Annotated in this window: 22 protein-coding genes, 1 tRNA gene and 1 pseudogene; 10 read left to right on the forward strand and 14 right to left on the reverse strand. The window is 62.3% G+C overall.

Annotated elements, in window-relative coordinates:
* Positions 1–58 precede the first annotated feature (58 nt).
* Genes ACIPY2_RS13185 through ACIPY2_RS13195 form a run of 3 tightly spaced genes read right to left on the reverse strand, consistent with a single transcriptional unit; the run spans position 59 to position 1,416 of the window.
* Positions 59–607, reverse strand: a complete 549-nt coding sequence (locus tag ACIPY2_RS13185; protein WP_400266829.1) for an RNA polymerase sigma factor — start codon at positions 605–607, stop codon at positions 59–61.
* Positions 607–1,116 (reverse strand): methylated-DNA--[protein]-cysteine S-methyltransferase, encoded by a 510-nt coding sequence (locus ACIPY2_RS13190; protein WP_400266830.1) that lies wholly within the window; start codon positions 1,114–1,116, stop codon positions 607–609. Before ACIPY2_RS13190 ends, ACIPY2_RS13185 begins: the two co-directional genes overlap by 1 nt.
* A 45-nt stretch (positions 1,117–1,161) precedes the next feature.
* Entirely contained in the window at positions 1,162–1,416 is a 255-nt protein-coding gene (locus ACIPY2_RS13195) for a cell division protein CrgA (protein ID WP_400266831.1), read from the reverse strand.
* Between the two features lie 173 nt (positions 1,417–1,589).
* On the opposite strand from ACIPY2_RS13195, the gene ACIPY2_RS13200 reads away from it, so the two are divergent.
* The 3 genes from ACIPY2_RS13200 to ACIPY2_RS13210 are packed head-to-tail and all read left to right on the forward strand — an operon-like array spanning position 1,590 to position 3,205.
* A complete protein-coding gene (locus tag ACIPY2_RS13200; protein ID WP_400266832.1) occupies positions 1,590–2,393 on the forward strand; it encodes a class E sortase in 804 nt (267 codons plus the stop codon).
* Between the two features lie 3 nt (positions 2,394–2,396).
* Positions 2,397–2,567 carry a hypothetical protein gene (locus ACIPY2_RS13205; protein ID WP_400266833.1) on the forward strand — a complete coding sequence of 57 codons (171 nt, stop codon included), beginning with the start codon at positions 2,397–2,399 and terminating at the stop codon, positions 2,565–2,567.
* Positions 2,564–3,205: an aminodeoxychorismate/anthranilate synthase component II gene (locus tag ACIPY2_RS13210; protein ID WP_400266834.1), complete on the forward strand. Its 642-nt coding sequence runs from the start codon at positions 2,564–2,566 to the stop codon at positions 3,203–3,205. The genes ACIPY2_RS13205 and ACIPY2_RS13210 overlap by 4 nt, the downstream gene beginning before the upstream one ends.
* A gap of 23 nt (positions 3,206–3,228) precedes the next feature.
* Here ACIPY2_RS13210 and pknB read toward each other — a convergent pair whose 3' ends face one another.
* The 7 genes from pknB to ACIPY2_RS13245 are packed head-to-tail and all read right to left on the reverse strand — an operon-like array spanning position 3,229 to position 12,820.
* Positions 3,229–5,160, reverse strand: a complete 1,932-nt coding sequence (gene pknB / locus ACIPY2_RS13215) for a Stk1 family PASTA domain-containing Ser/Thr kinase (protein ID WP_400266835.1) — start codon at positions 5,158–5,160, stop codon at positions 3,229–3,231.
* A gap of 14 nt (positions 5,161–5,174) precedes the next feature.
* A complete protein-coding gene (locus ACIPY2_RS13220; protein ID WP_400266836.1) occupies positions 5,175–7,004 on the reverse strand; it encodes a protein kinase in 1,830 nt (609 codons plus the stop codon).
* Positions 7,001–8,458, reverse strand: a complete 1,458-nt coding sequence (locus ACIPY2_RS13225) for a penicillin-binding transpeptidase domain-containing protein (protein ID WP_400266837.1) — start codon at positions 8,456–8,458, stop codon at positions 7,001–7,003. The genes ACIPY2_RS13220 and ACIPY2_RS13225 overlap by 4 nt, the downstream gene beginning before the upstream one ends.
* Positions 8,455–9,888, reverse strand: coding sequence for an FtsW/RodA/SpoVE family cell cycle protein (locus ACIPY2_RS13230; RefSeq protein ID WP_400266838.1), 1,434 nt, complete (start codon positions 9,886–9,888; stop codon positions 8,455–8,457). The genes ACIPY2_RS13225 and ACIPY2_RS13230 overlap by 4 nt, the downstream gene beginning before the upstream one ends.
* The gene (locus ACIPY2_RS13235) at positions 9,885–11,585 is read right to left on the reverse strand and encodes a PP2C family protein-serine/threonine phosphatase (protein WP_400266839.1); all 1,701 of its coding nucleotides are present in this window, start codon (positions 11,583–11,585) and stop codon (positions 9,885–9,887) included. The genes ACIPY2_RS13230 and ACIPY2_RS13235 overlap by 4 nt, the downstream gene beginning before the upstream one ends.
* A 3-nt stretch (positions 11,586–11,588) precedes the next feature.
* Entirely contained in the window at positions 11,589–12,068 is a 480-nt protein-coding gene (locus ACIPY2_RS13240; RefSeq protein ID WP_400266943.1) for an FHA domain-containing protein, read from the reverse strand.
* 5 nt (positions 12,069–12,073) lie between these two features.
* Positions 12,074–12,820: an FhaA domain-containing protein gene (locus ACIPY2_RS13245; RefSeq protein ID WP_400266840.1), complete on the reverse strand. Its 747-nt coding sequence runs from the start codon at positions 12,818–12,820 to the stop codon at positions 12,074–12,076.
* 384 nt (positions 12,821–13,204) lie between these two features.
* Between ACIPY2_RS13245 and ACIPY2_RS13250 the strand changes: the two genes are divergently transcribed.
* Positions 13,205–13,287, forward strand: a tRNA-Leu gene (locus tag ACIPY2_RS13250).
* 77 nt (positions 13,288–13,364) lie between these two features.
* On the opposite strand, the gene ACIPY2_RS13255 is transcribed toward ACIPY2_RS13250, so the two are convergent.
* The 3 genes from ACIPY2_RS13255 to ACIPY2_RS13265 form a co-directional block, all read right to left on the reverse strand.
* Positions 13,365–14,063: a FadR/GntR family transcriptional regulator gene (locus ACIPY2_RS13255; RefSeq protein WP_400266841.1), complete on the reverse strand. Its 699-nt coding sequence runs from the start codon at positions 14,061–14,063 to the stop codon at positions 13,365–13,367.
* Between the two features lie 75 nt (positions 14,064–14,138).
* On the reverse strand, positions 14,139–15,404 hold the full coding sequence (locus ACIPY2_RS13260; protein ID WP_400266842.1) for a choice-of-anchor P family protein: 1,266 nt from the start codon (positions 15,402–15,404) through the stop codon (positions 14,139–14,141).
* Between the two features lie 148 nt (positions 15,405–15,552).
* Positions 15,553–16,680: a mandelate racemase/muconate lactonizing enzyme family protein gene (locus tag ACIPY2_RS13265; protein WP_400266843.1), complete on the reverse strand. Its 1,128-nt coding sequence runs from the start codon at positions 16,678–16,680 to the stop codon at positions 15,553–15,555.
* 177 nt (positions 16,681–16,857) lie between these two features.
* On the opposite strand from ACIPY2_RS13265, the gene ACIPY2_RS13270 reads away from it, so the two are divergent.
* From ACIPY2_RS13270 to ACIPY2_RS13295, 6 genes and pseudogenes are all read left to right on the forward strand, one after another.
* On the forward strand, positions 16,858–17,262 hold the full coding sequence (locus ACIPY2_RS13270; protein WP_400266844.1) for a VOC family protein: 405 nt from the start codon (positions 16,858–16,860) through the stop codon (positions 17,260–17,262).
* Positions 17,259–17,558 (forward strand): winged helix-turn-helix transcriptional regulator, encoded by a 300-nt coding sequence (locus tag ACIPY2_RS13275; RefSeq protein WP_400266845.1) that lies wholly within the window; start codon positions 17,259–17,261, stop codon positions 17,556–17,558. The genes ACIPY2_RS13270 and ACIPY2_RS13275 overlap by 4 nt, the downstream gene beginning before the upstream one ends.
* Positions 17,559–18,089: 531 nt before the next feature.
* The gene (locus ACIPY2_RS13280) at positions 18,090–18,455 is read left to right on the forward strand and encodes a hypothetical protein (RefSeq protein WP_400266846.1); all 366 of its coding nucleotides are present in this window, start codon (positions 18,090–18,092) and stop codon (positions 18,453–18,455) included.
* Positions 18,456–18,652: 197 nt separating this feature from the next.
* Positions 18,653–19,849: a hypothetical protein gene (locus tag ACIPY2_RS13285; RefSeq protein ID WP_400266847.1), complete on the forward strand. Its 1,197-nt coding sequence runs from the start codon at positions 18,653–18,655 to the stop codon at positions 19,847–19,849.
* Positions 19,850–20,179: 330 nt separating this feature from the next.
* On the forward strand, positions 20,180–20,278 hold the full coding sequence (locus ACIPY2_RS13290) for a recombinase family protein (RefSeq protein ID WP_400266848.1): 99 nt from the start codon (positions 20,180–20,182) through the stop codon (positions 20,276–20,278).
* A 54-nt stretch (positions 20,279–20,332) separates the two neighbouring features.
* Positions 20,333–20,395, forward strand: a pseudogene (locus tag ACIPY2_RS13295) (recombinase); the annotation flags it as partial.
* A 294-nt stretch (positions 20,396–20,689) separates the two neighbouring features.
* Here the strand turns inward: ACIPY2_RS13295 and ACIPY2_RS13300 are convergent.
* A complete protein-coding gene (locus ACIPY2_RS13300; RefSeq protein WP_400266944.1) occupies positions 20,690–21,529 on the reverse strand; it encodes an EamA family transporter in 840 nt (279 codons plus the stop codon).
* Between the last annotated feature and the right edge of the window lie 43 nt (positions 21,530–21,572).

Below are 21,572 nucleotides of genomic sequence, written 5' to 3' on the forward strand. Positions count from 1 at the left end.
AGTCTTGCGGTGTCGGTGTGCCGAGGGGCGGGCTGCGGCTCGAAAGTGGATTGGGCGGTCATCGGGTTGCTTCTTTCGGGGCTGCCGACACCAAGGGCCGGCCGTTGGAAGTGGATTCACTGTGCAGGGCGGATCGGAGGGTACGTATGCCGTCCGATGCTGCGCGCCGGGCGGACTCCGCTGTTCCGCCAACCAGGGCCGCGACATCCTTGTATGGAAGCCCTGCCAAGTGGTGGTAGGCCACCGCTTGGCGCTGCTTGGCAGGTAGCTGCCCGACGGCGTCAAGCAGCTCGGTATGGCGGTCGCCCGGAATACCGATGCGCGAGGCTTGCTCCGGTATCTGCTCTACAGGAATGGCGCGCCGGCTGTTGGCTCGGAGAAGGTCAATGCATTTCCGGTGCGAGATGGTGACAAGCCAGGCCTGGACATTCGCATCGGATGGAAGGTCCGGATAAGCCCTCAAAGCGGCAAGGAACGTCTCAGACCAGGCATCCTCGGCATCGTGCAGACCTACCACCGCCCGGCATACACGGAGCACCGTTGCGCCGTGTTCCGCGACGATCGCTTCGAAGGGGCGCTTGGGAGGGGTCCCGGCAACGGGTTTCATCAGAAGAGCTTGCCTTCTTTGACCTGGGCAGGTTCTTCCAACTCCAGGAGGAACCGCTTATTGGCCAAGCCGCCCGCATAGCCGGTGAGTTGACCCTTGTGGCCCACCACACGGTGGCACGGAACGATGATGCTGACTGGGTTGCGTCCCACTGCGGATCCAACAGCCTGGGCCAAATGCGGGTCCCCCAGCTCCACAGCGAGCTGGCCATAAGTCACGGTTTCGCCAAAAGGAATGTGTTGCAGGCGCTCCCAGACCCTTTCCTGGAAGGCGTTCCCCTTGGCTTCAAAAGGAATATCGAAGGAGGTCCTGGCGCCGTCCAAGTACTCGGTCAATTCCGTCTTAGCACGGGAGAAGACCGGATCCGTGATGTCCACGGCGGCTCCGAAGTATTCAAGTGGCGGCAGATGCCAGTGGCCCTCATAGAAGATTCCCGTCAAAAATTCCCCGTGGGCAGTCAGCGTCAACTGCCCCAACGGGGAATCCATGGTGGTGTGCCTGGTGTTCATATCCTGTAGACGTTCACGGGCACGGAAATGTGAGGTGCGGTATTTCTAGGAGCGCCAGCGGGTGGTCATCAGGAAGCCGACGATCGCAATGCCGAATCCCGCCACGATGTTCCAGGAGGCCCAATCCCTGACGGGAAACTGGCCTTCGCTGATGTAGAAAGTGATGATCCAGATCAACCCGATGATCATCAGTCCAAACATCACTGGCTTGTACCAGACGGGGTTCGGCTTGTACTGCTGCGCTGCGGAAGTCTGCTGTTCCTGACGGGCAGGCCGCTTGCGGGGCTTGGACTCGGGCACGGATCCTCCTTGGCTGGTTCAAATAAACCCGTCACAGCCTGCCTTGGTATCCTGCAGGAAGGAAAATTCCAGCGGTCAACGGCCACGCGGCGTTCCGGGTTGGTCTAGCTGTCAAGTCTAGCCGTAACCAAGGGGCCCCTTGCGCCGCCCGTGTCCAGAGACGAGGAGACCCCGTGGCGCACCAGCAGACGTCAGCCTCTGCCGCTGTGCCCGGGTCCGACGAGGCCCCGAAACGTCCTGTCTCGCGGAAATTGCGTCCGGCGGACGTAATCCGGAAATTCAGCCAGATCCTGGGCGAACTCCTGATCACCGCCGGCGTGGTCCTGCTCCTCTTCGTTGCCTGGGAACTGTGGTGGACCAACGTGGAAGCGGACGCCAAGCAGACAGAAACCGTCAAAAGTTTTGCCCAGGAATTCACCGGCCCCGTGACTCCTGCGGCGCCTGCGGACTACGGCCCGCCCGTCGTTGGCACTGCCCCCGGGCATGGCGGAACAATCGGCATCATGTACATCCCGCGGTTCGGGGCCAATTACACGCGACCCATCATCGAGGGAACCGGGTCCGACATCCTGGATACCTTGGGCTTGGGCCACTACGGAACCACCGGCATGCCCGGAGCCCCGGGAAACTTTGCCGTGGCAGGACACCGCCAGACCCACGGTGCAGTGCTCGACAACATCCACACCCTGGTCCCAGGGGACAAGATCTATGTCCAAACCAAGGACGGGTACTACACCTACGTGTATCGCAACAACCAGATCGTCCTCCCTAACCGTACCGACGTCCTGCTGCCTGTTCCCACGCAACCAGGAGCCACTCCGCAGGAAAGCATCCTGACCATGACAAGTTGCAACCCCCGCTTCGGATCGCAGGAACGCATCGTTGCCTACTCGGTCCTGGACAGTTGGCAACCTGCGTCAGCTGGACCGCCGTCGGAAATCGCCGCACAAGTAGCCCAAGCCCAAGGAAAGGGGTAGCCGATGTACGCATGGATCTTCCGTAACCTTCCCGGCCCCCTGTGGGTACGGATACTGACATCAGTAATCCTGTTGGCGGGGGTCCTGGTCCTGATGGTCCAGTTCCTCTTCCCCTGGTTCTCCCAATACACCTCCCTGACCGACTCAACGATTGGTGCAGTACAGCAGCCATGAGCACAACAAAAATCCTCGTCGTGGACAACTACGACAGCTTCGTTTACACCCTTGTTGGATACCTTCAGGAACTCGGTGCCGAAACCACCGTGGTCCGTAATGACGACGTGACGCTGGCCGAAGCGAAGGAACTCGCCGCTGCTCGCGACGGCGTCCTGGTTTCACCGGGCCCGGGCACGCCCGCCGAGGCCGGCGTGTGCATCGAGCTGATCAAGTGGTGCGGAGAGAACGTCAAGCCCATGTTCGGTGTCTGCCTGGGCCACCAGGCCCTCGCGGAGGCCTACGGCGGAGTGGTAACGCACGCCCCGGAACTCATGCATGGCAAGACGTCCCCGGTGCAGCATGAGGGCAAGAGCGTCTTTGTGGGCCTACCCTCCCCCGTGACGGCCACCCGCTACCACTCGCTCGCAGCCGTCCGCGACTCCATCCCGGACGTCCTGGAGATCACCGCGGAGACCACCAATGGCGTGGTGATGGGCCTGCAGCATAAGAATGCGCCACTATGCGGGGTGCAGTTCCACCCGGAGTCGGTCCTCACGGAGGGCGGCTACCAGATGCTCGGTAACTGGCTGGAATCCCTCGGGATGCGCGGAGCTGCCGAACGCGCCGCGAAACTTAGCCCACTGATCCAGCACTAACAACCGAACCGGAGCGGCGCCACCTAGTTTTTCCTGGTGGGCGTCGGCTTCGGTTTGTCCGTGGGTGTCGGGGTGGGCGTGGGTGTCGGGTCCGGTGCAGGGGCTTTCGCCACCGTGACCGTGATGGTCTTGCCCTGATCCACCTCGGCGTTCGCGGCATCACTTTGGGCCGTTACAACACCGGGCGCCACCTGGGTGTTTTCCTGCTCGACGACGGCCATCAACAGGCCGTTTTCCTTAAGCAGGGCTTCGGCTTCGGACTGAGCCAGACCAATGAGCTGCGGCGTGGGAACCTTGCCCGACGAAACCTGCAGTTCCACGTTGGAACCCGCAGCGATGGGTGCGCCGGGAGCCGGGCCCGTGTTGATAACCAGGCCGGCAGGGACGGTTGGACTGTTGGTCCGAACGCTCGAGATGGTGCCGGTGATGCCCAGGCGCTTCAAGTAGTCGCGCGCGTCAGGTTCGGTACGGCCCACGATGTCCTTGGGGATGGTCACCGAGCTGGGGCCGCTGGAGACGTTAAGGGTCACTTCGGCGTTTTGCTCCATCACGGTCCCTGCCGTTGGAGAGGTACCGATCGCCATGTCCTTGGCGACCGTATCACTGGCCACGCGCGTTGATTTGGGAACCAGCTTGGCGCTGTACAGCTCCTGCAGTGCCTGTGCTTCCGTCATATTGGCCACCGTGGGAACGGAAACCTTGGCTGGCGCGGGGGGAGGTGCGTTGACCACCGTGTAGATCCAGAATCCGGCGCCCGCCAGGACCAGGATGGTGAAGATCGCCAAGGTTGCGGCCCAGGCACGACGCCGGGACTTCTGCCGGGATGTCCGCTCGCGCTCCGGAGGGAGGCCCAAGGGAAGGTCTTCGTCGTGGTGATGCGTCGCGTAGCCTTGCGGTTCGGTGTAGTCGGCGGGCTCCGGATCGTCGTTGATCTGGTCGACGTCGAGGAACCCGACGGCGGTGGAACTCAGCAGCTGCGTGGCGGGACCGCCGTCGTCCACGAGGTCGTTCGGATCGGTCGGGGCCTCGCTGGCAGGCACAGCCGGAACCACAACCCCGTTGCTCGCGGCCCGCAAGGCCCGGCGGAAAGCAGCGGCGTCCTGGAAACGATCGGTGCGGTTCTTTTGGAGGGCCTTGACGAGGACCGAATCGAGCGCCTCGGAAACTTCCGGGTTGTGGGCGCTGGCCAGATCCGGCGTTTCACGGACGTGCTGGTACGCAACGGATACCGGACTATCGCCGACAAACGGAGGCCTGCTGGTCAACAGCTCATACAGGAGGCAGCCCGCTGAATAGAGGTCGCTCCGCGCGTCCACCGTCTCGCCGCGGGCCTGTTCCGGTGACAGGTACTGGGCGGTTCCCACCACGGCCTGGGTTTGCGTCATAGTGGCCGAGGAATCAGCCATGGCACGGGCGATGCCGAAGTCCATGACTTTCACCTCGCCGGTGTCCGCGCAGACCATGACATTGGCGGGTTTGATGTCCCGGTGGACGATGCCCGCGCGATGGCTGTACTCCAACGCCGACAAGACACCCAGCGTGTACGCAATGGAGTCCTCGACCGTGAGTTCCTTTGCCTTGATCATGTCGCGCAGGGTCCGGCCGGAAACGAACTCCATCACGATGTACGGGACGCGGACGTCCTCTCCGGGGCCGCCGGGAATCGAATATTCGCCGGTATCGAAGATCGCCACGATCGAGGTGTGGTTGAGCGAAGCCACAGCCTGGGCCTCGCGTTTGAAACGCGCCTGGAACTGCGGGTCACGGGCAAGATCGGCACGAAGGACCTTGACGGCTATGGTCCGTCCCAGCAAGGTATCCGTGCCTCGGTATACGTCGGCCATGCCGCCGCGGCCGATGAGGTCACCAAGTTCGTAGCGACCGTTGAGGACGCGCTGCTCAGACACAGGTGTGCTCTCCTCTCGGTGCGCCGGACCGGGCCGTGGCGTTGACATGACGGGTTGCTTACTTAGTTGCTCGGGCGGCCACTGGGGCTGCTGCTGGACGAGGCGGGGCTGCTGGGAACAACAGACTTGGACAGGTAATACGTGACGACCGAACCGGCCTCGACGTTGGTTCCTGCTGCCGGCGAGGAGCGGACGAAAGTCCCGGGCTGTTGCGTCGGTGAGCCGTTCACGGGGTCACCCGCCACCCAGCGGAGGCCGGCACCCTCGATAAGTCCGCGGACCTGGTCCTCGGGCAACCCGACGCCGATGCTCGGAACAGCAACCATTTCGCGGCCCTTTGAGTACTGAACCGTGATGGTCGTTCCCGGCTCGACCGGGCCTGTCGGATTGAGATCAACTACCACTCCGGCCGGTGCGGTATCGCTGAAGACCTGCTGGCCATCCACAGCGAGGCCAAGGCCTGTCAGTTGGGCGCGCACCGTTTCAAACTGCTGGCCTACGAACTGCTCCCGGATCACGTTGATCTTCTGCGGCGTGGTCTGCGTTGGAGTAGGCGTCTGTGACGACTGTGTAGGCGTCGGGGAGGAGGACGTAGTGGTGGGGCTGGAAGACGGACTCGGCTTGGAGGACGTCGACTGGCTTGGGCTGGGGCTCGGCGTGAAGAACCCGGACTGTGAGATCAGGAATCCAACCAAAGCGAACAGCACCAAGAGGATCAGGGCCACCAACGGCCAGGTCCACGGACTGCGCTTCTTCCGCTCGGGCTCAGCGTCGTCGTAATTGTCGTCGTCGCTGTAGACCACTTCTTCGTCATTGAGCTGCCGCTCCGCCTCGAGTGCGTTGGCACGCGACAAAGCATTGTCCGAGGACGCAGCGGCCGCGCCAACAGCAGCTCCGGCGGCGGCTGCGCCGACCACGGGAAGTGCGGAAGTCGCCGTCGTCGACTGCTCTTTTCCGAACGGCGAGGCTACGACGCCGGTGGGTGCCGTGGCTGTATTCACAGGTGCCGTGATCGGGCCGGTTGCGCCTTCGAAGAGGAGCATTCCGGGCACTGCCGCGTGTGCCGTGGCGATATCGCCGTTACGGATGGCCTCGGCCGCTTCTGCCAGTTTGATGGCGTTGGCCGGGCGGTTCTTCGGGTCCTTGGCGAGCATGGACATCAGAAGCGCGCGCACCGGAGTCGGCAGGGTTTCCGGAAGCGGCGGCGGAGCGTCGTTCACTTGGGCCAAGGCGATGGCGATCTGCGACTCACCGGAGAACGGACGGTGTCCGGTCAGGCATTCGTAGCCGATGACGCCGAGGGAGTAGATGTCCGAGGAGCCGGTGGCAGTCTGGCCGGTCGCCTGTTCAGGCGCGAGGTACTGGGCCGTGCCCATGACCTGCCCGGTCTGGGTCAGGGGCACCTGGTCCGCGAGGCGGGCGATACCGAAGTCCGTGACCTTGACGCGGTTGTCGGGGGTGATCAGCAGGTTGCCCGGCTTGATATCACGGTGCACAAGGCCCTGGGCGTGCGCTACGGCCAGGGCACGTGCCGTCTGGGAAATGATGGAGAGGGTCATGTCCGGGGACAGCACCTGCTCCCGTTCAAGGATGGCGCTCAAGGGATGCCCCGGAACGAGTTCCATCACCAGGTAGGCCGATCCGGCCTCCTCGCCGTAATCGAAAACGTTGGCAATGCCGACGTGGTTGAGGAGGGCGGTGTGGCGGGCCTCGGCACGGAAACGTTGGAGGAAGCCGGGGTCGCCGGTGTACTCCTCCTTCAGCACCTTGATCGCGACGATCCGGCCAAGGATTTGGTCCTTTGCCTTCCAGACCTCGCCCATGCCACCAATCGCAATGCGACTGGTCAACTGGAACCTGCCGCCGAGTGTGATTCCTGAAGTAGGTCTCACTTATTCAACACCGCCTCAAAAATCTTCTTTGCGTTCGGACTGGTTAGCTTGGCGCCGCTGAGCACATCCACACCTTCCATGACGATGGTGACGGCCACTTGCGGGTCGTTCGCCGGGGCAAACCCGGTAAACCATGAGTTGTTCAAACCTGAGTCGCCGAGTTCCGCGGTACCGGTCTTGCCGGCAACCTTGATGCCCGGCACCGCTGCTCCGTTGGCGATGCCCTTGTCCACGGCGCTGGTCATCCACTCGGTGATTTGGCTCGAGATGGGCTGCGTGGTGCTGGTGCGGAGTGCCTCAGGCTTGGATTCGCTGATGACCCGGAGATCCGGAGCCCTGACGGTCTTCACCAGGTTCGGCTTCATTTGGACACCGCCGTTGGCGATGGCTGCGGTCATCATGTTGATCTGCAGCGGGGTTGCCTTGACGTCGCGCTGACCCACCGATGACTGTGCCAACTGGGCCTGGTCGAGGTCCTTCGGGAACACGCTGGGAGCCATCTGGAGCTTGAGCTGATCGCCGAAGGTATCCCCGAAGCCGAACTTTTCAGCCTGGGTGCGGATGGCGTCCTGGCCAAGGTCCAGCGCGATGCTGGCGAACGGCGTGTTGCAGGACTCTTCGAGCGCGAAAGAGAACGTAGCCGTCTCGCGGACGTTGCAGTTTCCACCGGCGTAGTTCGGGAGGCTGGCACTGGAACCGGGCAGGGGAAGGCTTGCCGGGTTCGGAAGCTCGCTGTCCTTGTTGTACTTGCCGGAATTCAATGCGGCAGCGGTATCGACCAGCTTGAATACAGAACCGGGTGAGAGCAGGTTGCCGGTAGGGCCGCTCACATTCTGGTTCAGGTTGATGCCGGGAATCTGGTTCAGGGCCGTGTAATTGCTCTGCGCGGCCTTCGAGTCGTGGGTGGCGATCAGGTTGGGATCGTAGGACGGCTTGGAAACCATGGCCAGGATGGCACCGGTCCGCGGGTTGGTCACCACAATGGAACCCCGCTGGCCTTCGGGAATCAGATCGTAGGCAAGCTTCTGGATGTTGGGGTCCAGCGTCAGCTCCACCGAGGCGCCCTTGGGTTCGTTGCCAAGGAACATCTGGCTCACACGATCAAGGAAAAGCTGGTCGGAGTTGCCGGCAAGGGTGTCACCCATGGACTGCTCCAGGCCCGTTGAACCGAACCCCTTGGAGAAGTATCCGGTTATGCCCGCGTAGAGCTCGGGTTCGGTGTACTTGCGTTGGAAGGCGCAGGACTCATTGCCCGTCACTGACTCGGCGATTGGCTTCCCTGCCACGATGATCGCGCCGCGGTCGTTGCAGAAGGACGCCAGGATGGCGCGCTGGTTCCACGGGTTCTTGTTGAGGTCGTCGGCGCCGATCACCTGGACGTAGCTGATGGCACCAAGAATCAAGGCGAACATGGCGACGGCGGCCATCCACGAGCTTCTAATGGCCTGGTTCATTGGTGCTTCACCGCCTCGGTTGGTGTGCTGGGGGTCTGTCCGGTTACCGGCCTGGGGGCAGCCGTTGGGGTGCTGCTGGTGGCCGGAGGCTTGTTAACCATGGGTGTAGTGTCCACAGGACCCCTGGCCGTGTTGGAAATCATCAGAAGCAAACCAACAATTATCCAGTTCGCCAGCAGCGAGGAGCCACCGGCGGCCAGGAACGGGGTGGTCAAACCGGTCAGCGGGATCAAACGCGTGACACCGCCGATCACCACAAAACACTGCAGTGCAATGGCGAAGGACAGGCCGCAGGCGAGCAGCTTGCCGAACGCATCACGGGTCCCGAGGGCCGCCCTGAACCCGCGCGTGAACAGCAGCAGGTAGAGCATGACTACCGCGAACAGGCCAATCAGGCCGAGTTCCTCGCCGATCAGGGCCACGATCATGTCGCTGTTCGCGAACGGAACCAGATCCGGCCTGCCTTGGCCCAGTCCTGTTCCTACGAGGCCGCCGTCGGCCATGCCAAAGAGGCCTTGGACAATCTGGCCGCTGCCGCCGGGAGACCTGCCGAAAACCTCAGGCGTGAAGGCGTTGATCCAGCTGTCGATGCGGAAGGCGACGTGCGAGAAGATCTTGGACGCGACAAAGCCGCCGCCAAGGAGCAGCGCCAAGCCAATGACAACCCACGAGATACGGCTCGTGGCTACGTAGATCATCACGATGAAGAGGCCGAAGAACAGGATGGAAGAGCCGAGGTCGCGCTGGAACACCAGAACGCCGATGCTCACCAGCCATGCGGTGATCATGGGGCCGAGGTCCTTGAAGCGCGGGAACTGCATGGGCCCGATCTTGCGGCCGGCCAGGAGAATGAGGTCCCTGTTGGAGGACAGGTAACCCGCGAAGAAGATGGCCAGCGTGATTTTGGCTATTTCACCAGGCTGGAAGGTCATCGGACCTACCCGGATCCACACCTTCGCGCCCAGGACCTCGCCGGCGGAAATGCCCGGAACCAGGGGAAGGACCAGCAAGAGGGCACTGACCGCCAGTGAAATGTACGTGAATCGGCGCAGGACGCGGTGGTCCTTCAGGAACCAGATCACGGCGATCGCAACGGCCATGGCAATGAGGGTCCAACGGAGCTGGTTGTTTCCGGTGTCCTCTCCCGGTGCGTCCATCCGGTGGATCAGGGCCAGGCCGAGGCCGTTCAATGCCACCACAATCGGAAGTATTACCGGATCGGCATATTTTGCACGCAGCCGCAGAACCACATGGAACGCGAAAGCAGCCACGGCAAGCAGGCTCGACTGGAACCAGAAGTCACTATCCAGTCCGGAATCGGAGTTGATGCTCACCAGCGCGCTGGCGCCGATGCCTACGGCCAGCGCAAGAACGATGAGCACCAGCTCAACGTTCCGGCGGGGCTTGGGGGTGGTTTCCGGCTGGATCATTTTGCCGCCTCACATGCAGTCGGGACGGGCGAGGGCGTCGGAGTGGCAATCGCCGCCGTGCTCGGTACGGGGACGCTGGCAGTGGGCGACGGAGTCGGCTTGGACGAAGGGCTGGGGCAACTTGCCGAAGCACTGCCGAAGTTCTTCAGGTTTTCCACGATGCGCTGGGCGTCGTTGAGGTCGCCGGCCGGAACGGTCTGCCGCACGCTTTGCCGGCCATACTCGGGAAGCGAGTCCACGCGGAGGTCGGTGACGGACTCGAGGCGGGAAAGCTGGATCGGCCCCAACCGCTGTGAAATGCCGTTGTAAATGGCAACGCGCTGATCGAACTCGCCCACGTAATAGCGCGTCTGGGTCCAGGCGTAGCCCAGCCAGAGACCCACCACCACGCCCAGGACCACGATGGCGGCGACGGCCGGCATCAGCCAGCGCACCCGGCGCCGCGGAGGCTCTTCAAGTTGAAGCCGGTCCTGTTCGGCCTTATGCGTCAGGACGGTTGCAGCGCGACGGGCCACAGTGCGGCCCGCCACGGTGGGTATGGAGCCGGTTTCTGCCGCCGTAGCTGCTGCGCCCACCAATTCGTGGGGTCGGCTGGCCAGTTCTTCACGCAACACCTCGGCAGAGAGATGCTCGCCAAGGTTTGGGTCGGTGGTGGCGGGAGGTTCCTTGTCCTCTTCCTGCTCATCCTTGTCCGACTTGTCTGACTTGTCTGCTTCTTTGTCTGCGTCATCAGCAGCCGAACCGCTCCCGGCCGGCTTGCCGTCGTCGGAGGTCGGTCCGGCATTTGAAGCCTTGGTGTCCTTGGAGCCGTTCTTCTCCGACGGCGGGGTATCCGCCGGCTTGGTTGCCGTCACGGTATCGGGCTCGGTATCAGGGCCGGCCCCCGCGGGAGGTACGACGTCGACGGCGGCCGTAGAGACGTCGTCGTCGGTTTCCTCCGCGATTTCCAGCATCACAACCGTGACGTTGTCCGGTGCGCCGGCCTCAAGCGTGAGGTCCACGAGGGTCTCCACGCATTCGCGCAGGTCCTTGATTTCGCGTACCGTGCGCTCCACCACGTGGCCGGCAACGTAGTTCAGGCCATCGGAGCAGAGAAGCCAGCGTTCGCCCGGTTCTACGTCCAGGATGTCGAGGTCCAGTTCAGGGCTGGCATCAACATCCCCCAGCACGCGCATGAGGACGTTCTTGTGGGGGTGGGTTTCGGCTTCTTCGGGCCGCAAGCGCCCCTCGTCGATGAGGCGCTGCACAAAGGTGTGGTCGATGCTGACTTGCTCGAACTTCTTGTTCCGCAGGCGGTAGGCACGGGAATCGCCGATGTGCGCGAAATGCAGCTTCCGACCCTCAAGGAGGAGTGCAGTAACAGTGGTGCCCATGCCCGAAAGTTTCGGATTCTGGTGCACGAGTTCGGACAGCAGGGAATTGGCGGTCTGGATCTCGTCCGCAAGGACCGTGTCCGCGCCCTCGGGGTAATCGTCATGGTCCAGGTGGATCATGTCCAGGACCGTAGACGCGGAGGCAACATCGCCGCCGGCGTGACCGCCCATACCGTCGGCGACCACGGCGAGATGACGGCCCACATAAGCTGAGTCGTCATTCTTGGAACGGATCCGGCCGACGTCGGAACGCGCGGCGTAGCGCATGATGAGGGGGCGCCCCGCCGGCGTTTCCTTGCCTTCGGTGGTCTCGGAGGAGGCCATGGACTACGGCCTCAATTCAATGACCGTCTTGCCGATTCTCACGGGGACGCCAAGCTCAACAGGCAGAGCCCGGGTGAGCTGTTGATCGGCCAGGTAGGTGCCGTTGGTGGAGCCAAGGTCCTCGATGAACCAGCGGCTGCCCTGCGGGAACAAGCGGGCGTGGCGACCGGAAGCGTAGTCGTCTTCCAGGACGAGCGTGGCTTCCTGTGCACGGCCCAACAAGATCGGGCTGGCAGCGAGAGGCAGGGTGGTGCCCTTCAGCGGGCCCTCAGTAACCACGAGGTTGCGCGCGTGCTGGATGGCCGGCGGCGGCGTTGCTGCGAGCTCGGGGTGCTTGCGGACTTCGCGGGCAGTAGGAGCGCCGGTCACCGCCTTGCGGCCGATCTGGAAGTCCCGGCGCATGGTGGACACAATGCTGAAGATCAGGATCCAGAGGAGCAGGAGAAAACCGAAGCGAAGAGCGGTAATTGTCAGTTCGCTGATGTCGTTCACGCGTTGCCACCCTGGTTTTGGGGGAGAAGGCGGAAAATAATCTTTGTACGTCCCATCGTGATGGTTGAGCCGTCAGTAAGTTCCACACTGCCGTCCACCTTGTGACCGTTGACGTAACTGCCGTTGGTGGAGCCAAGGTCCACAGCCCAAGTGGTGCCGTTCTGGGTGCGGATCTCAAGGTGTTTCCTGGAAACACCCGTGTCGTCCACCAGGATGTCGGCCTCGGAAGAGCGGCCCAGCACTACGGACTGGGCGTTGAGGGAATACCGCTGGCCGCCTAGGTCCAGCACGGGCTGGAGCCTGACGGGCTGCCTCGCGGGTGCTGCCGGAAGATTTTGCCGTGGGGCCTGGGCGGCGGGAGCGCCGCCGTCGGACTTTTCCGTTCTTGAAGCGATTTCGAAGTGGCCGGCACGTTCCTCGTCATTACGGCGGAAGGAGATCCTTACCGGGCCCTGCAGGGTGTAACCCTGGCTGCGGACATGCTGGATGACCACATCGCAGAGCTCTTCCGCGAGCGGTGTGCCCCACTCCTGTGCCCTGGCGAAATCGTCATTGCTGAGGAGGACATCGAAAACATTGGGAGCAAGCGTGCGGCCGGCGGAAATGGTGATGGACTGGTTGTCCAGCTCACGCCGCAGCTTGCTCGCGATCTCCACCGGCTCAACACGTGCCCGCGACCCCGTGGAGAAGACGTTGCGAACAGCCTTTTCAATGCCGCGCTCGACTTTGTCCAGCAAACCCATGGTCCTTCTCCTTTCATAGTCGCGGCACTGGTTGTGCCTGGCTCGATAGTCGGTCCATGGTCCCGTCCGTGCACACACCGAAGTGAGCGCCAAACGGCCCTTTCACTTCCCGATACTACTGGGAGTGACTGGGAATGGCCTTAATCCACAACGCCTTGCGACCCGGAAAAGTTCGCTGAACGTCTGTTCCGACAGGCCGGGAAGGTGGTTGAATTTTGCCTCGGCAAACCAGCTGCCGGGTCCTGAATCGTGCCCATGAATCTCTTGTTGGCGGGCTCCGTTGCGGCCGATTGGTGTTTTCGCCGAGGTGTCCGTTATGCTTGATCTCGCTGCTTTTGAAGGAAGCGAAGCCGGGTTCGGTGGAATTCCTGAAAAAGAAGTTGCGCGCGAGTGGCGGAACGGCAGACGCGCTGGCTTCAGGTGCCAGTATCCGAAAGGGTGTGGGGGTTCAAATCCCCCCTCGCGCACGCAATTGAAAGAGCCCCGGTCTTAGGACCGGGGCTCTTTTGCTATCTGGACCCAGTTTGGAGGAGCGGTTGGGAGGTCAGTTGCGTGCGGAAGCCTTGAACCGGCGTCGTGAATTGCTCAGGTGGAGGCGCATCGCCGCAGCGGCAGCGGCCGGATCTGCCTCCGCGATTGCTTCGTAGACAGAGGAGTGCTCGTGGACCACTTGGGCGAAACGCTCCGGTGACTCGGGTTCCTCGCGGGAAACCAGGCGCGGGCGGGGCATGGTGATCATGGTTTGGCCGAGGGCGGCCACGCAGTCCGTATAAAAGGGATTGCCGGAAGCTGCGGCGATGGCACGGTGGAATTCGAAATCGGCCTTCATGGAGTGCGCGGGGTGTCCTGAGCTGGCCTTGAACTGTTCCAAGGCTCCGTGGATCGCCTTGAGTTGCCGGTCCGTGCGGTTTCTCGCCGCGAGGGCAGCCGCTTCCGTTTCGACGCCGATGCGGAAGTCGAGCATGTTCAGCCGGTCTTCGGTGCTGGAAACCGGGCGGGTGCCGGGCGCCTGGGCGGGACCGTCATCGGGTGGGGTCAGCGCGAAGCTGCCCCGGCCGCGTTCGGTCTCGACGAGTCCTTCCGCCTGCAGTCGGGTGAGGGCGGAACGGACAACCGTCCTGCTGACCCCGTATTCGTTGATCAGGGTGTTCTCACTGGGGAGTTTTTCACCTGGCTGGATGTCGCCGTCGACAATGCGGGTACGGAGGTCGGCGGCGAGGTCCGTGGTCAGGTTGCGACTCATGCGTTCAAGGTTACGCGTCGCAGCAATGTGGCCCGTCGACTTTTGTGCCGACGGGCCACACTCACTTGTTTGGTGCTATGAGGTGATGCTGGTGCTGGAATAGCCGACCTGGATTCTCGAACCTGTGGGCAGGGCACCAAGGGGCTGGTTCAGGACAACATCGACCATGACGACGATGATTGCCGTCGAGGACTTGCTGACCTTATGCAGTGTGACCGTACCGAGGCCAGGAACCTGGACGACGGTATTCGGAGGAACCGATGCGTTGATGTTTGGCAAACCGGTGATCTTGAGGTTGGTAAACGATGACGTGTCAGTCAGTTTTACTGCACCCCCTGCCGTTGGCCGGCTCGCGCTGGTCTCGGCCTTGATGGCGTCGGCTTGAATCAAACTGTTGAGGATCTTGAGTCCGGCGACGTTGTTTGTCACCGTGCTCTTGAGCTCGGGGGTAAGGGCGCCGGTGGCCGTTGTTGAGATGGTTCCCGTCGATGCCACGGCCGGGATGGTGACTCCGGCCGCGTTCACTGTGGTTGTTCCGCCACTGCACCCGACATAGGCCAAGGCTGTTGGGCTGGACCCGATGATTCCGGTAGCCAACGTTGCCCTCGTGCCGAAGCCGGTACCTGACAGATATCCGGCCTGTGGTGCCGTGAGGTTGGCCGTGGTGACGCCCAGCCGGATGTCCGTGCCCACATTGAGGCCCGGCAAACCGGCTTTGAGGATTTCAACGCGAATTGCAGTAGTCCAAACCTGGTAAGTGCCGTTGACCAGCCGCTTTACCTGGCCGTTTAAAGTCACCTTGCCCACTGAGCCCACTACAGGTGCTTTGAGATCAATAACGGTATTTGGTCCGGGGTTGGCATTTACTGCGGCACCGAGGACTTTGAGGTTGGAAATGTTTGTGGTGTTGGTGCCGGAATAAGTACCAGCGGTGCTTTTCTCGGCGATACTTTCGGACGTGATGGCCCCAGCGGTGATGAGGCCCCCCAGGAGGTTCGCGCCGTTGATGGTTGAACGGGACTCCAATCGTTTTCCAGTTGATGTGAGCAGTGATTTCACGCTGGTGGACGCATTGCCTACCGTCCCGACAGCGGGGACGTTGATCCCCGTCGCGGTGTTGGTGGACGTTTTGCCCGTAGCGTTGGTGCAGGCGACGCTGGCACTTGCCGTCGGCCCGGAGGTGAGTGTTTTGTCCGTGTTAAAAATGTAGGAACCGTAAGCGGTTCCCGAGAAGCCGGTGGAGACCTGGTCCGGCGTGATGGATGCTGCATGGGCTGAAGTGACAGATGCTGTGAGTGCGAATGCCAAGGCCCCGGTTAATGCGAACAGAGAGCGTTTCATGTATTTCCCCCAGAAATAAGTCACGAACGTGCGTTCGGTGGACAAACGGTAACCCAGGGAAGACCGGCAAACAATAGCTTGAATACCCTTTTGTAATGCTGCGAATGACTGGCCCCGGACCCGTTGGAGTCCAGGCCTACCCATTTTGTCAGGCGCCGAACTCCACGGATTCGGTGGTCCAGGCGCGGGCCTGTTCGCTCAAGGTGACGCCCAGGCCGGGGCGGTCCGGGACGATCATTCGCCCGTTCTTGGTTTCCAGCCGTTCCTCGAAGAGCGGATCGAGCCAGTCGAAGTGCTCAACCCACGGCTCTGTGGGGTAGGCCGCGGCGAGGTGGAGATGGATTTCCATGGCGAAATGCGGTGCGAGGCCAAGCCCTTTTTCATCTGCCAACGCTGCGAGCCGCAGGAACTGGGTGATGCCGCCGACGCGCGGTGCATCGGGTTGGATGATGTCGCAGCTTTGGGCGTTGATGAGGCCCTTATGTTCCGCGACGGAGGCGAGCATTTCTCCCGTGGCGATGGGGGTGTCCAGGATCCGGGCGAGGTCTGCGTGGCCTTCGAAATCGTACGCGTCCAGCGGCTCTTCGATCCAGACAAGGTTGAACTCCTCCAACTGGCGGCCCATGCGCAGGGCGGTGGTGCGGTCCCATTGCTGGTTGGCGTCCACCATGAGCGGTACGTCCCAGCCAATGTGCTCGCGGACCCCGGCAACGCGGCGGAGGTCTTCCTTGGAATCCGGCAGGCCCACCTTGATCTTGATGCCGCCGATCCCTTCCTCGACGGACTGGGTAGCGCGTGCTTTGACTTCCTCCAAGGTGGCATTGAGGAAGCCGCCGGAGGTGTTGTAGGTCCGGACGGAGTCGCGGTACGAGCCCAGGAGCTTGGCAAGGGGGAGCCCGGCGCGCTTGGCTTTGAGGTCGTAGAGCGCGATGTCGATGGCAGCCAGCGCTTGCGTTGCCACGCCGGACCTTCCCACGGACGCGCCGGCCCAGAGGAGCTTGGTGTAGATCTTGCCGATGTCGTTGGGGTCTTCGCCGATGATGCCCTCCGCGACTTCCTTCGCGTGGGCGTACTGGGCGGGTCCGCCAGCGCGCTTGGAGTAGCTGAATCCGATGCCGCTGTGGCCCTGTTCCGTGGTGATTTCGGCGAACAGGAAAACGACCTCGGTCATGGGCTTCTGGCGACCCGTGAAGACTTTTGCATCGCTGATGGGCACGGTGAGGGGCAATCGGGCGGTGGACAGTTTGACGTGCCGGATGAGGTCGAGGGTGCTCACGGATTCTCCTAAGTAGGTTTTACTCAGGATACAAGTGCCGTACTTGTAATACAAGATACCTTTTCTGGGCGCTGAATTGATTGACGACGGCGACAAGCGCGCCGTGGGGGTTGGGGTGTGGACCCCGCGTGGCAACGGGGTCTTGACGCCGCACTTGCATTTTGCAAGTATCTCCGCATGAGCCTTTTTATCACCTCCCCTGTAGAGAACATCGAGCGCTCCACTGCCTTTTACACCGCCCTCGGATGGACCCTAAACGCCGAGATGTCCGATCACAACGTTTCATGCTTCGCGATCGCGCCAGAGCAGTATGTAATGCTTGGCAGCCGCGAGATGTACGCGAGCGTCGGCGGCTCCGAGGAGCTGGTCGGCGGCCCGGATACGCCGTCCAAGGTCACGGTCTCATTCGACCTCGAGAGCCGGGAGGCGGTGGACGAACTCACCGAACGCGCCAGGGCTGCCGGCGGCCGTATCGGTGACACAGACGACTACCCCTTCATGTACCAGCGCCAATTCGACGACCCGGACGGCTATCACTACTCGCCTTTTTGGATGAAGCCGGACACTGATCCGACCGCGTGAGCAACCTCGCTGCGGCCCTCGACGTCGTGGGAGCACGCTGGGCCTTGCTCGTCGTGGAGCGGCTGCTCGACGGGCCACAGCGCTACGGGGATCTCCAGCGCGATCTCGGAGTGCCGACGAACATACTCGCGACGCGCCTGCGCGAGCTCGAGGCTGCCGGCGTGCTGTACCGCTTACCCCTCCGGCACAACACCCGGGCCTACGCGCTGACCGATCGCGGGCTCGCCTTGCGCGAGCCAATCGTTGCGCTGTCGCGCTGGGGCGGGGAATGGCCTGGAACCGGCTCGCAAACTTAGGCTGGCAGTCCAGAAAACTCGACGGCGGTTTTGCTTGGGCCGTGTTGCAGATAGGGATCCCTTACCGGACATGGGCCATGACCCATTAAATGCTCGGAGTTCGAAACAGCAAGAGCAGGCTATAAATTCAGCACCAGAAACGATGGAGTGTCCATTGTGATTCGAGGAGGCAACCAATGGCATCGGATCCGCAGCCCACCCATGGAATGACGCGGCTCGATTTGGCTGACCTCATCGACCAACCCAGAGAATCACTGAATCGAGAGCCGGGGTCTTGGGAGAACCCAGATCTGGACACGTTCTTAGACGCGTTAGCCGCTTGGACTCGAGATATGGACGGTTGGTTCAAGAACCGTGGCGAACCCCTTCCCGGCGTCCCGTCATGGGAGCTTTTTGCCCATATGCTCCTTGCAGCCAGAACTTATGAGTAGGTCGAGTGCCCGGTCAGGGATCCCCAAGCGGGCCTCCGGTGAACCACTGGCTAACGGCACGTCATGAGGCGGCACCTGCCGTGACTGTTATGGTCTGAGCATGAAACGGGCGTTCGCGAGAGGTTGGCTACTTCTATTGCTGACCCCACTGCTTGCTGGCTGCGTAGGCGACTACTCCGCGTCCGGCGACTGCGACGGTCTTGCGAACGAGCTCTCTCCGGTCATCGAGAAGTCCACCGGGTCCGCGCCATCGATAGATAGCACTTGGGGCGACGGTGGGATGGTGCCATGGTGCCGAATCGAATTCTCGACGAACAAAGAGCATGCGCCCGGCGATGAGAGCCTCAGCGCGCTGAAATCCGAAGTCGAGGCCGGAATGGCGGACTGGCCAAGTGGCGTCGTCGTGACAATACAAAGGGGCAACGACCCCAGTATTGAAGTTCTTTCGCCTGACGATAAGCGCTGAAACAACGCGCTACGCGATGCAGTTAGAGCCCCCCGGGGAGCTCTAGCCCCATTGTTTCTTCACATCGTCGTTGCGGCGGCTCTAAGGCGCAACCGGAGGCCCGCCCTGCACCCAAGGCCGTAAATGTCCGGTAGGGATCCTTTACCGGGCGCCGTCTCGTTTGGTTGATGAAGGCGCGAACGCCTTAGCCTGTGGTCATGTCTTATGACCTGACGATTTACTGTCCGGGATCCCCTACGGTCGATCAGGTGCGGTTGCTGGTGGGTAATACCCGCGGCTTGCATCCCGATTCGACCGTTTCCGAGGACGCCGGCGTGGTGGTGCTTCGCGGTGTGAAGCGGGGGTACAGCTTCACCGTTGACGGGCCGTTCTCCGTCGAGGCCGAAGACTTCCCGGAGGAGATCACCGTGGTCTTACCTGAGGCCACGACAATGTTCCAGGTCCTGGTCGAAGGCACCCAGGAGGCTGAGATCCCGCACGGTATCCGTTTCGCCCGGAAACTAGCCAAAGCCTGCCATGGCGTAGTCCTCGACGAGCAAACCTCGGAGGTGTGGCCCGAACCCCGGGCAGTAAAAGCACCAGCAAGAACGGAGCCGAAGCCGGAGCGACGGGACGTTTGGATCAGTTGGCTGATCCTCGAAGAGGACCTCCCAACAGACTTTCTGCAGGGCTATCTCCGGATAGCCAGGGAGGTACTCCCCGAAGCGGTCCCGGTGCGTTTCGGCAAGTACGAACCCCTTCCGTTCCGGTTCGACTCCAGCGGTGAAGAAGGATTCATCAATGAGTTTTACAACGACGATTCCAACGGCTGGGACATCTACTACATGAACCCGCCACCGGTCACCTACGGAAAGATCGCGGCTCCGCAGCTCTCCGCAGGTAACCCGTTCACCCAAATCACCCTGGTCGTGGACGGTCATGCTCTCGCCGATAGTGCGCTCAGGAGCGCACTTCGCCGGTTCTTCCTTGCCGTGGCGACCGAACTCGGGGCGCTCTACGCTTCGGCCGAAGTGAGACGTTACCAAGACACGCGCCGCGTGCCCATCTTCAACATGCGCCCCCCACAGTGGGTGGGTTTCCAGCCCTACCCGCTCTGGTGGGTATGGGCCGGACACCGGCTCGCACCCGGCATTGGTCGTTTTCTTGGTCCAAGCGCCGAAGAGCACAGCGGGGGGCTGTTCCGTGCCTTCAGCGACGAGCCACTGGACCGCGACGCCCTCACGGACGTTCTCGGTCCCGAAAACTTACCGTGGATTCCGGCCGAATACTCGGCAACCTACACCGAGGGCCAAATGGCACCCCTCGCTGTCGCGTCTGTCATCCCTGAAATACTCTGCAACCGGGAACCACTCGATCTCCCGCCGGGCATTTACAACCCACCGAGGAGAGCCTAAGTTCGCAGGGGTCCTACCAGCCATACCAGTGATTTCACTGCCCCAACATCCCATTTCTTGAAGTGGGCGCACCAGGCCGGGAGACTTCTCCGCGCCGGGATCCGCGCAACGCCGGAAATTGCCTTGGTAGCTGCCGGATGACCAACTAGAGCCGAGGTGAGCCAGCAGAAAGCCTCTTAAGTCCGCCCGTAAGCCGGTCCTTCACTGGACACCGCGGGGTCCCAGGTCGCGCTCCTCAAAAGTGGCCTCGTTCGGGGGGGAAACAGATTCCCGTAAGACCCGCCCGCAAAACTGCCCGGTGAAGGTACCTTAAACGCTACATTCGGCGTCATGCTGATCGGCTACGCCCGCGTTTCCTCCAGCACCCAGGATCTGACCTCCCAGCGGAAGGCTCTTACAGCGCTGGGCGTGGACTCCGACGCGATCTAGGTCGACTGCGGATTCACCGGAACCCAGCGTGAACGGCCCGGCCTTGGAAAAGCCCTGGCAGCCTGCCGCAACGGTGACTCCGTGGTGGTGACCAAACTAGATCGACTCGCCCGGTCGCTGCCCGACGCCAGGGACATCGCGGACGAACTCACTCGAAATGGGGTGGCCCTCAACCTCGGTGGCAGCGTCTACGATCCGCACGGTGAAATGCACGTTGAGGGGGCGCCAACGGCAACCATGATCGTTATATCTGAAATGAAGCTCGGCTACGCCCGGTCCAGGCGTGCCTTGCGCTCCGACTGGCCGGGCGTGCTGGCCTTCGAAGCGATCCCTAAAGTTGGCCGGGCTAACCTACTGGGAACGTCCCCGAATTCGTCCAGGTGTGGAAACCAGCGGAGCCGGCGCAAACACCTAGGCCGGCGTAGCCGGAACGTCGCTGGTAACCACCGGCTTGGTGGAACGCCGTCCACCTTGCTGCGCCGCCGTCCCCGCCACCACAACCAACGCGATCCCAAGAATCTGCATCAGGGTTGGCGCCTGTGCCAGCACCAGCAGCCCGATGAGCACGCCGAACGCAGGCTCAATGGACAGGAGCGTGCCGAAGGCCGTGTGGGTCATGCGCCGAAGCGCGAGCATTTCCAGGCCAAACGCAATGACCGGCGTAATCAGGGCGATCCCAGCAGCGACCGGCAGAACCCACCACTCAAGGGAGCCACCGAGGACCTGCGGCAAGCCCAGGGGAAGTGTGGCCACGGCGGCAACAGGGATGGTGAGTAACAGCCCGCTGATCCCCGAGAAACGGTCGCCCACATGCTGTGTGAGCACGTTGTACAAGCCCCAGCACGTACCCGCGGCCAGGGCGAAGCCCACACCGGCCAGGTCGATGGTTCCGTGCCACGGTTCGGTCAGCAGAACTACGCCGATGAAGGCGAGGAGCGGCCAGACCAGCGCCTTCCGGCGATGACTCATGATGCCGGCCACCGTGAGCGGGCCCAAGAATTCAATCGCGACGGCGGTTCCCAGCGGGATGCGTTCGACGGCGGCAAGGAAGAACGTCGTCATGAAACCGGTGACCACGCCCAGCGCAATCAACGCCGGCAGGTCGCGGCGCCGCAGGGAGCGGATGGCCGGGCGGCTGACCATCCACAGGAAGACGACGCCGAAGCACATGCGCAGCCATGCGGTACCGGCGGGCCCCACCTGATTGATGACAGCCACAGACAAAGCATTCGACAGTTGGACGGCCATCATCGCTGCAACAGCCAAGGACCATGGCGGAAGTCCGCCAATCGTT

Origin of the sequence: Paenarthrobacter sp. NPDC089675, assembly GCF_044749185.1 — a bacterium.
In the GTDB taxonomy this organism is placed as follows: domain Bacteria; phylum Actinomycetota; class Actinomycetes; order Actinomycetales; family Micrococcaceae; genus Arthrobacter.